At 70.7% G+C, this 10,148-nt stretch carries 9 protein-coding genes; 5 read left to right on the top strand and 4 right to left on the bottom strand.

Annotated features, from left to right (window positions below; translation table 11 throughout):
* Both HC028_RS25320 and HC028_RS25315 read right to left on the bottom strand, forming a co-directional pair.
* A partial coding sequence (locus HC028_RS25320; RefSeq protein WP_168079942.1) for a bifunctional 5,10-methylenetetrahydrofolate dehydrogenase/5,10-methenyltetrahydrofolate cyclohydrolase occupies positions 1 to 830 on the bottom strand: 830 nt, incomplete at its 3' end.
* A complete protein-coding gene (locus tag HC028_RS25315; protein ID WP_168079941.1) occupies positions 827 to 1,450 on the bottom strand; it encodes a cyclodeaminase/cyclohydrolase family protein in 624 nt (207 codons plus the stop codon). The genes HC028_RS25320 and HC028_RS25315, both read right to left, overlap by 4 nt.
* A 234-nt stretch (positions 1,451 to 1,684) precedes the next feature.
* Here HC028_RS25315 and HC028_RS25310 point away from each other — a divergent pair, with 234 nt between their 5' ends.
* The 5 genes from HC028_RS25310 (at position 1,685) to HC028_RS25290 (ending at position 7,564) form a co-directional block, all read left to right on the top strand.
* Entirely contained in the window at positions 1,685 to 2,677 is a 993-nt protein-coding gene (locus HC028_RS25310; RefSeq protein WP_239075685.1) for a phosphotransferase family protein, read from the top strand.
* Positions 2,678 to 2,681: 4 nt separating this feature from the next.
* Entirely contained in the window at positions 2,682 to 3,893 is a 1,212-nt protein-coding gene (locus tag HC028_RS25305) for an acyl-CoA dehydrogenase family protein (protein WP_168079939.1), read from the top strand.
* Positions 3,884 to 4,477: a TetR/AcrR family transcriptional regulator gene (locus HC028_RS25300; protein WP_168079938.1), complete on the top strand. Its 594-nt coding sequence runs from the start codon at positions 3,884 to 3,886 to the stop codon at positions 4,475 to 4,477. The genes HC028_RS25305 and HC028_RS25300 overlap by 10 nt, the downstream gene beginning before the upstream one ends.
* Positions 4,478 to 4,505: 28 nt before the next feature.
* Positions 4,506 to 6,695, top strand: a complete 2,190-nt coding sequence (locus tag HC028_RS25295; protein WP_168079937.1) for a molybdopterin oxidoreductase family protein — start codon at positions 4,506 to 4,508, stop codon at positions 6,693 to 6,695.
* Between the two features lie 230 nt (positions 6,696 to 6,925).
* Entirely contained in the window at positions 6,926 to 7,564 is a 639-nt protein-coding gene (locus HC028_RS25290; RefSeq protein WP_168079936.1) for a hypothetical protein, read from the top strand.
* A gap of 248 nt (positions 7,565 to 7,812) precedes the next feature.
* Here the strand turns inward: HC028_RS25290 and HC028_RS25285 are convergent, their stop codons facing one another.
* The gene (locus HC028_RS25285) at positions 7,813 to 8,526 is read right to left on the bottom strand and encodes a polysaccharide deacetylase family protein (protein ID WP_168079935.1); all 714 of its coding nucleotides are present in this window, start codon (positions 8,524 to 8,526) and stop codon (positions 7,813 to 7,815) included.
* Positions 8,523 to 9,725 (bottom strand): MGDG synthase family glycosyltransferase, encoded by a 1,203-nt coding sequence (locus tag HC028_RS25280; protein WP_168079934.1) that lies wholly within the window; start codon positions 9,723 to 9,725, stop codon positions 8,523 to 8,525. The genes HC028_RS25285 and HC028_RS25280 overlap by 4 nt, the downstream gene beginning before the upstream one ends.
* Positions 9,726 to 10,148 lie beyond the last annotated feature (423 nt).

The raw sequence follows: 10,148 nt of genomic DNA, 5'->3' as shown, positions 1-10,148 counted from the left end.
CCCCGCGCGGCGGTGACCACGTTGCGCAGCAGCAGCGCGGTGGTCACCGGCCCGACCCCGCCGGGAACCGGCGTGATCGCGGCCGCCACCGACTCCACGGCCTCGGTGTCCACGTCGCCGACGAGCCCGCCGTCCTCGGTCGGGTTGGTACCCACGTCGATGACGACCGCACCGGGCCTGACGTGGTCGGCGCCCAGCATCTTCGCGCGTCCCACCGCGGCGACCAGGACCTCTCCCTGCCGGGTGTGGGCGGCGAGATCACGGGTACGGGAGTGGCAGATCGTCACGGTCGCGTTCTCGGCCAGCAGCAGCAGGGCAGCCGGCTTGCCGACGACGTTGCTGCGGCCCACGACGACCACGTCGGCGCCCGCCAGCGGCACCTGCTCCCGCTGCAGGATCTCGACCACCGCCTGCGCGGTCGCCGGCGCGAACGCGGGCAGCCCGGCGGCGAGCCGGCCGAGGCTCTCCGGGTTGGCGCCGTCGACGTCCTTGGCCGGCGCGATGTGCTGGCCGATCTGGTCGAGAGTGACGCCCTTCGGCAGCGGCGTCTGACAGATGATCCCGTGCACGCCCGGGTCGGCCGAGAGCGCGGCGAGCTCGGTGATCAGCTCCGGGGCGGTCGTGCCGTGCAGATCGATCTGGCGGGCGGTGATGCCGACCCGTTCCGCGGCCCGGACGATCGAGCGCACGTACCAGGCCGTCGCCTCGTCGTCGGTCGGCACGACGATCGCGAGCGTCGGCGTCGTACCGGCGGCCCGGAGCGCCTCCACGTCCGCGGTCACCGTCTCGAGGATCGCCTTCGAGATCGCGCGTCCGTCGATGAGGGTCATCGGCTCAGTCCCTTCCGTACGGAAGCCACCACGGCGCTCGCCCGGTCGAGGTCACGCTCGATCGCGGCGACCGCGTCGCCGAGGCGGGCCCGCTCGTCCTCGTCCTTGATGGCAGTCCGGTTGACTTCGATGTTGACGATTGCGGCCTCCAGGCCCGCGCGAGCCGAGGAGGCAGCCACCGCAACATCGGAGAGCACGTTGACGTTCGCGCCGGGAAGAATTCTTTCGGCGAGGTCAAGAACTGTCGCGGCGGCCTGCGCGGTCCGCCACGGCACCTCCGCAGCCCCGAGCAAGGCCTGCTGGATCCGGGCGGAACGGGCGGCCTTCTCCTCATCCGTGGACTTTGGCAACTTGTACGCGTCCGTAACCGCGGTGAAGGCGGTGGCGTCGTCCTCGGCCAGTTGGAGCGCCAGGCGCCGCTGCTCCGCGGCCTGCTCCCGGGCCTCGACCATGGTCTGCTCGTGCTCGGCGTACCGCGGGTTTCCGATGGTCAGGTTCGTGACCATCTCCACCAGGCCGGCGGCCATGGCCACCTGCATCGCGGCGACGGCGCCACCGCCTGGCGCCGGCGCCGAGGAGGCGAGGTCGTCGAGCCAGGCGCCGATCTCCTGGTGCTGCACGATGAGCTCCCGTCTGGTCTTCGGGTGTCTTCGGGAAGAGTTAAGCAGATGATCAGCACGGCCCGTCTGCGCGGTGGCGCCCGGGCGACTGGCCACACCGGTGGTCGGATTTCCACGTTATACGGCGGATATAACGGGGAAATCCCGCCACTCGCTCTGCCAATTCCGACCGTTGACACCCCCGTCGATACGCGGCTACGGTCCAAACCGACCGGTCGGTACGGAGGAGGCGCAGTGGCATCCGACACCAGTCCACCCGGGCTCGATCTCACGCGAGCCGAGCCCTACCTCGCGCAGGCGGGGCTGACCGGTCCGCTCACCGCCTCGGTGATCAGTGGCGGGAGATCAAACCTCACGTACGTCGTGACCGACGGGACGAAGCAGGTTGTTCTCCGGCGCCCGCCGCTCGGGCACGTCCTGCCGTCCGCGCACGACATGGCCCGGGAGTACCGGGTGATTACCGCGCTGGCGCAGGTCGGGTTCCCGGTACCGGAGTCGCTGCTGCTGTGCCCGGACGCGGACGTGATCGGCGCGCCGTTCTACGTCATGGAGTACGTCGACGGCATCGTCGTGAGAGGCGCAAACATCGGCCCCGAGGCTGCTTCGCAGTGTGGGGAGAAGCTGATCGACCTGCTGGTCCGGCTGCACGGCGTCGACCACTCCGAGGTCGGCCTCGCCGACTTCGGGCGCCCCGAGGGCTATCTGGAGCGGCAGGTACGGCGTTGGCACCAGCAGTGGGAGCGCTCGAAGACGCGTGAATTGCCACTTCTTGAACAGGTAACGGAACGGCTGGCCAAGGAGCTCCCGGACTCGCCCCGCGCGGGGATCGTGCACGGCGACTACCGCCTCGACAACGTCATGTTCTCCCACGACCTGAGCGCCATCCTCGCGGTCATGGACTGGGAGATGGCCACGATCGGTGATCCGCTCGCCGACGTGGGGCTGCTCGTCGTGTACACCGACCTGGCGCAGTTGAGCCTGCTGCCGCCCGTACCCCGTGGTTTTCCGACCGGTGCGGAGCTTGCGGCGCGCTACGCGGCGGCGACGGGCATCGACGTCGCGCGGCTGAACTGGTATGTCGCCTTCGGCAACTACAAGCTCGCCGTCATCAGTGAAGGCATCCACGCCCGCTACCTGCAGGGCAAGACCGTCGGCGCGGGGTTCGAGACGTTCGGGCCGGCCGTGCCGCAGCTCATCGAACGAGCTGCCGCGACTCTAGGGGAGTAACCAGATGGACTTCGCATTCAGCGATCGCGCGAAGGAGATGCACGAAAAAGCCGCGGAGTTCCTGCGCGACTGCGTGTACCCGGCGGAGAAGATGTTCGAAGAGCAGGTCGCGCAGCGCCCCGGCGAGTGGGATGCCCCGCCGATCATGGAGGAGCTGAAGGCGGAGGCGCGCAAGCGCGGCCTGTGGAACCTGTTCCTGCCGCACTCCGAGTTCGGCGCCGGACTGTCCAACCTGGAGTACGCGCCGATCGCGGAGCTGTCCGGCCGCAGCCCGCTGATCGCACCGGAGGCGATGAACTGCGCCGCGCCGGACACCGGCAACATGGAGATCCTGGCCATGTTCGGCACGCCGGAGCAGCAGGAGCGCTGGCTGAAGCCCCTGCTCGACGGCGAGATCCGCTCCTGCTTCTCGATGACCGAGCCGGAGGTGGCCAGCTCCGACGCCACCAACATCGCCACCCGGATCGAGCGTGACGGCGACTCCTACGTCATCAACGGCCGCAAGTGGTGGTCGTCGGGTGCGATGAACCCGCGCTGCAAGGTCTCCATCGTGATGGGCGTCAGCGACCCCGACGGGCCCAAGCACCGCCGGCACAGCATGATTCTCGTACCCCTGGACACCCCCGGGGTGACGATCGTGCGCCCCACGACCGTCTTCGGGTACACCGACGGCCCGCACGGCGGGCACGCCGAGATCGGATTCGACAACGTCCGGGTACCCGCTGCGAATCTCCTCGGTACCGAGAACGAGGGCTTCGCGCTCGCCCAGGCCCGCCTCGGGCCGGGGCGCATCCACCACTGCATGCGGTTGATCGGCATGGCGGAGCGCGCGCTGGAGCTGATGTGCCAGCGGGTGCTGTCCCGGCAGACGTTCGGCGTCGCCATCGCGCAGCACGGCGTGGTGCAGGAGTGGATCGCGGAAGCGCGCATCCGGATCGAGCAGGCGCGGCTGCTGACGCTCAAGACGGCCTGGCTGATGGACACGGTCGGCAACAAGGGCGCGGCCATGGAGATCTCGGCGATCAAGGTGGTCGCGCCGGAGGTCGCGCGGTGGGTCATCGACAAGGCGATCCAGGCGCACGGCGCGGCCGGTGTCAGCCAGGACACGCCGCTGGCCAACCTGTACTCACACGCCCGTACCCTCCAGCTCGCCGACGGGCCGGACGAGGTGCACCGCCGCTCGGTGGCGCGCCGCGAGCTGGCCAGATGGCGTTGAGCCCCGTCCAGGGGAGGCTGCTCGATGCCGCGGTCAGCCTGTTCGCGACCCAGGGCTTCGACGCCACGTCCGTACAGGAGATCGTGGCGCGGGCTGCGGTCACCAAGGGCGCGATGTACCACTACTTCCGGTCCAAGGACGACCTGCTGTACGAGATCTACCACCGGCTCATCAGCGAGCAGTTGGCGCACCTCGACGGCATCCTGGCTGCTGGTGGCGTGCCCGGCGACGTCATCCGGGCGCTGATCGTCGACCTCGTCGAGACGACCACCGCACGGCTGGCCGAGGCCGCGGTGTTCGCCCGGGAGATGCACAAGCTCCCCACCGAGCCGATGGCGGCGCTGCGGGCGCAGCGCCGCCGGTACCACGAGGCGTTCCGCGACCTGGTGGCGCGCGGGCAGGCGGACGGAACCTTCGCGGCCGTCGCCTCGGCCGACACCGTGACGCTGGTCGTGTTCGGCGTCGTCAACCAGTTGCCACAGTGGTACCAGCCCGGCGGCCCGACCTCGCCCCGGCAACTGGCCGACGAGATCGCCGACTTCGTCCTTGCGGGGCTCTCGCCATCCGGGGTCGCAGAAGGTTAACTGGCCGGTAACTTGACGGGGAGGGTTCATGGTCGACCAACCACGCACCGCGTACACCACCTGTCCACTGTGTGAAGCCACCTGTGGCCTGGAGCTCACCGTCTCCGGTGACCGCCTCACCCGCGTCCGCGGGGACGCCGACGACGTGCTCAGCCACGGCTTCATCTGCCCCAAGGGCGCCTCGTTCGGGGAACTGGACGCCGACCCCGACCGGCTGCGGACCCCGCGGATCCGCCGGGACGGCGCGCTCGTGCCGGCCGGGTGGGACGAGGCGTTCTCCGCGGTCGACGCCGGCCTCACCCGGATCATCTCTGAGCATGGCCGGGACGCCGTCGCGATCTACCTCGGCAACCCGAACGTGCACACGCTCGCCGGCAACCTCTACGCCGGCCTGCTGCGCAAGGCGCTCGGCTCGCGCAACGTCTACACCGCCTCGACGCTCGACCAGATGCCCAAGCACGTGTCGTGCGGATACCTGTTCGGCGGCCCGTTCGCGATCCCCGTACCCGACATCGATCGCACCGACTTCCTGGTGATACTCGGCGCCGACCCCTACTCGTCCAACGGCAGCCTGTGGACGGTTCCCGACGCTCCCGGACGGCTGAAGGCGCTGCGGGCGCGTGGCGGCCGGTTCGTCGTGGTCGACCCGCGCCGCAGTCGCACCGCTCAGGCGGCCGACCAGTACGTGCCGATCCGGCCCGGTACCGATGTGTTCCTTCTTCTCGGCATGGTGAATGCGCTGTTCGGGGCCGGGCTGGTGAAACCGGGCAGGCTGAGTGAGCATGTCAACGGGGTCGACGCCGTGCGGGATCTGGTCGCGCCGTTCACCCCGGAGGCGATGGCCGCGCGCTGCGGGGTGGACGCGGCGACCATCCGGGAGCTCACGGCCCAGCTCGCCGCCGCGCCGCGCGCCGCCGTGTACGGGCGAATCGGCACCACGACCGTCGCGTGCGGCACCGTGACGAGTTGGCTGGTCGACGTGCTGAACATTCTCACCGGCAACCTCGACCGGGCAGGCGGGGCGATGTTCCCGCTGCCGGCGCACAGCCGGCGGGGCAAGGGGACCGGCCCGGGCTTCACCACCGGTCGCTGGCGCAGCCGGGTACGCGGGCTGCCCGAGGTCCTCGGCGAGTTCCCGGCCGTCACGCTCGCCGACGAGATCGAGACGCCCGGGGAGGGGCAGGTCCGCGCGCTGGTCACGGTGGCGGGTAACCCCGCGTCGTCGGTACCCAACGCCGACCGGCTGTCCCGCGCGATCTCGACGCTCGACTTCGTCGTCAGCGTCGACCCGTATGTCAACGAGACGTCGCGGCACGCCGACGTGATCCTGCCGCCGCCTCCGCCCAGCCGCGGCGCCCATTACGACGTCGCGTTCTACGGGTTCGCCGTACGCAACGTCGCCAACTTCTCGCCGCCGGTTCTGCCGCTGGACGGGGAGATGCGTGACGAGTGCGAGATCTACCTGCGCCTGATGGCCATCTTCGCCGGCCTGGGTTGGCGCGCCGACGTGGAGGCCTGGCAGGACGGCGAACTGCGGCAGGCCTGCGCGAAGCTCGGGGCCGACCCGGCGCTGCTGACCGGCGACACCGCCGCCGAACGGCTGGTCGACCTGCGGCTGCGGACGGGGGCGTACGGCGACGGCTTCGGCCGCGTACCCGATGGCTTGAACCTGGCCCGGCTGCGTGAGCAGCCGCACGGGGTCGACCTCGGTCCGCTCACGCCGCGTATCCCGGAGATCCTGCGTACGCCGTCGGGGCGGATCGAGCTGTGTCCGCAGCCGATCGCCGACGAGGTCCGCGCACTCGCTGCCGCGCCGGCACCGGAGTCGGGGGATTTCGTCGTCGTCGGCCGGCGGCACCTGCGCTCCAACAACTCCTGGATGCACAACGTGCCGGCGCTGGTGAAAGGCCGCGAGCTGTGCACGGTCGTGGTCAACCGGGCCGACGCGGCGCGGCTCGGGTTGGTGAACGGCGGGAAGGCGCGGGTCTCCTCCCGGGTCGGCCGGGTTGAGCTCACCGTCGAGGTCACCGACGACATCGCGCCGGGCGTGGTGAGCATCCCGCACGGCTGGGGTCATGACCTGCCGGGTGTGGAGCTTTCCGTCGCCGCCGGAACCGCGGGGGTCAACGCCAACCGGCTCACCGACGACCTGCGGGTGGATCCCTTGTCGGGTACCGCGGTGCTCAATGGCGTGCCGGTGACGGTCGAGTCGACCTGAGCCGCATCGCTGTCTGTTGCACCAGTTGTGACAGCTCGTTTACTGAGAATCGACATTTATTTATGTAGGCAGCGCGAGGCGTTGGAATCCGTTGAACTCCCTTAGGAAAACGCTTTCGTCCATGGCAGTATCTCAATGATCACGAGGAATTCGTGGTCTGTTGTCGTCGCCGCCCAGACTGCTCCCCTCCGGGCGGCAGCCGATCGTTGAAGCTCCATGGAGGCTCCACCGTGGCTGGCTACACCATCACCATCACCCCCAACGATGACGAAGCCGGAGCGCGCACCACCATCAGGGTGGACACGACATCCGGTAGCGCGCGCATTACCGAACTGACCGTACGGGCGACAGCGGGCGGCGCGATCTTTCCGCAGCAGCTACCGGCGCTGAACCTGGACCAACTCATCGCCGCGCTCGTTCCGCCCGCGCCGGCGGCCGTGACGGCGACGCCCGGACCGAACGGGCATGGGTCGACGCAGGTTGATGTCTCCGGGTTGGCGGCTGAAGTCTCCGAAGCTCAGGTTGCCGAGGAGGTGCCGGAGGCGTCGGAGGCGTCAGTGTCGTCCGTGCGCACTGGCCGGTCATCCCGGCCGAAGAAGACGGCTCGCGCGGCGCCCGCGAAGAAGGCGCCGTCGCGTACGCGCCAGCCGAAGGCCGACCGGGCGGCCGCGGCGGCCGCCGCGGCCGCCGCGGCGCAGCCGGCGAACGGCCGCCGGGCGTACCGCCGGATGCCGGAGCCGGGTGAGGTGCTTTCGGCGTACCGTGAGGTGGGTGGTACCACGGCGCTCGCGCGGCACTACGGCGTGCCCCGTCACACCGCGACCGGATGGCTGCGCCGCCTGCGCAATCTGGGGCTGCTCGAGTCATAGGGTGCGTCACAAGCGACCCCGCACCGTCTGATGTCGACGGTGCGGGGTTCGTTTGCCCGGGGGAAGCTCGGTCTGTCGAGCCGTCGCGTTATACCCATTTTCGCCTATGTCTAGGTTCTCTCTGGCGTGTGATGCTTTGCCGGACCGACGCCGGTACCCGCCGGCGCTCCGGTAACTGATCGGCATCTGGAACTAATCGTCATCGCATCGGAGGCGGCTGGTCCACTGTGGCCAGCCGCCTCCGAGGCTCAGTGGCCGTGTTCGGCCAGCGGGCCGATGCGCAGCCCCCGGCCCCGGACGTCGTCGATCAACTCAGGCAGCGCCGCGAGGGTACGCCGCCAGGATCCGGGCGCCGACGTGCAGTCGGAGTCGTGCAGCAGGACCGTCCCGCCGCCGCGCAACCGGCCGGCGACGGTGGCCAGCACCGACTCCGGCGTGGCGCGGGCCTCCCAGTCGCGTCCCCAGGCCGTCCACAGCACCGGGGCGAGGTCGAGCCGCCGGGCGGCGTTCAGCGCCGCGGTGGTCAGCACGCCGTACGGCGGCCGGTACCACTGTGGTTGCCGGCCGGTGACCGCCGCGACCAGGTCGCGGGCGCGGGCGATGTCGTCGTACGTGGCGCGCGGGCCGCGGGCGATCAGGCAGCGATGCTCCCAGCCGTGAATGGCGACTTCGTGCCCGGCCGCCACCAGTTCGGCGCCGAGTTGCGGCGCCCGGATGAGCATGTTGCCGAGGAGGAAGAACGTCGCGCGTACGTGCTGGGCGCGCAGGAGGTCCAGGAACGCGGGCGTGGACCGGGGATCGGGGCCGTCGTCGAAGGTCAGCGCCACATGGTTGCGCAGCCCCGTGCCGGACAGGCCGGGTAGCAGGCGGCGGCGTAGCGGTGCGATCGAGGTCAGCGCGGGAGCCGCGTGGGCGGCTAGCGTGAGCGCGGCGCCGGTGGCGAGAATCCGGGAGCCTTTCACGCGAGGACGCTAGAAGCGCGGGCGGCGATTCCCATGATCGCGTCAACGGCGTGGATGCGAGGGAAGGTCGACGGTCCCGGCAGCGCGAACGTGCGGGTGAGCGCCGTGCCCAGGTCACGGCGGTGCTGTACCCACTCCGCCCAGCCGGCCCGTTCGAGGGCCGCGGCATTGGTCTCGCCGTGCCCGGGGAGGCAGCGGTAGGTCAGTACGGGTACGCCCGACGCCAATGACTCCAGCGAACTCAGCCCACCGGCGTTCTGGACGACGAGGTCGCAGGCTCGGATGAGGGTCGCCATGTCGTCGACCCAGCCCAGCGTGATGACCCGGCGGTCGCGGCTCAGCCGCTTGCGGAGCGGCTCGTTCCGCCCGCACACCACCACCGGCACCGCCAGGCCGGTGTCGGCGATGTCGCGGGCCGAGCGGCCGACGGACCCGACACCCCACGAGCCGGCCACGACCAGCGCCAGCCGCGCGTGGCCGGGCAGCCCGAACGCCCGCCGCGCGGCGAGGCGTTCCGGGTCGTCCCGGCGGGGGCGGAAGCCCGGGGCCACGGCGGCGCCGGCTACGACGGTGTTGCGCGCGCCGAGCGAGCGGGCCTGGGTCGCGGGTACGGGGTGGAGCGCGAGATGGGCATCGACTCCGGGCGCGACCCACAGTGGATGTACCGACATGTCGGTCAGGAACGTCGCGGCGGGTGCGGTGAGCCGCCCCTCCTGCCGCAGTCGCCCGAGGAGTTGGCTGGCGAGCGGGTACGTCGACAGCACGACGGACGGGTCCGATCCGACCGCCTCCATCATGCGGGCGCCCGCGACGCGGCTGAGCCCGGCCGAGGTGCGGGTCGACGTCGCGCTGCTCCCGGTCGCGTTCGCGACCCACCCCCAGGTTCGTGGCGCCACCGTGAGTTCGGCCCGGTACACGCTCCGGACCAGGCGACCCCAGCCGCGGGGAAGGATGTCGAGAAAGTCATGGCGGTCGACCGTGAGCCCGGCGGCGCGCAGTTGCCGGGTGAGTTCGGCGGCCGCCCCGTCGTGTCCGGCCCCGACGCTGGCCGACACCACGACCACGCGCCCGTGCTGCCGGGCCGCCGCGACCTGTGGCACCAGGGTCTGCGGGGGCGCAACCTCCGGCGGCCTGGCCTGAGCGATCGCGGCGTCCGGTGTACCGGCGCTGGGCTGATGGCGCGCGGTGGCGACTGCCATGGCGTTCCTTTCGGCGAACGGGCAGAAGATCACTGTCCCGTGAGCGCGTTACAGCCGGCTGGTGCCCGTCTGAACAACCGGTTGCCGTTCCCCACTCATCACTACAGGTCGTAGGGGCATGCGGATCATAGGCATTCTCGGACCGTTGCCAAGGCGCTGCCGGGCGGTTTCGTCGTGCTCCTACCGGTTTCTTAGGCCCCTCTTATGGAGTACTGAGGTTGTGGCGGTCAGGTAGTTGGGGACCGGCGTGCACGGCGGGCCTACGGGCCCGGGCGGGTAGATTGTGTTGCCCGGGCGCTGCTCGCTGGCGGTCGGCTCGGCTCGCGGTGCTGTTCGTCGGCCTGCTCCGGAAGTCGGCGTGCTTCGCAAACTGGTACCTGCCCGCCCGCCATCTGGCAAACGCGGTACGGCCAACGCGATAGG

The organism is Planosporangium flavigriseum, assembly GCF_011947225.1.
GTDB classification, from domain to species: Bacteria; Actinomycetota; Actinomycetes; order Mycobacteriales; family Micromonosporaceae; genus Planosporangium; species Planosporangium flavigriseum.
This window is presented reverse-complemented; position numbering and strand designations above follow the sequence as displayed.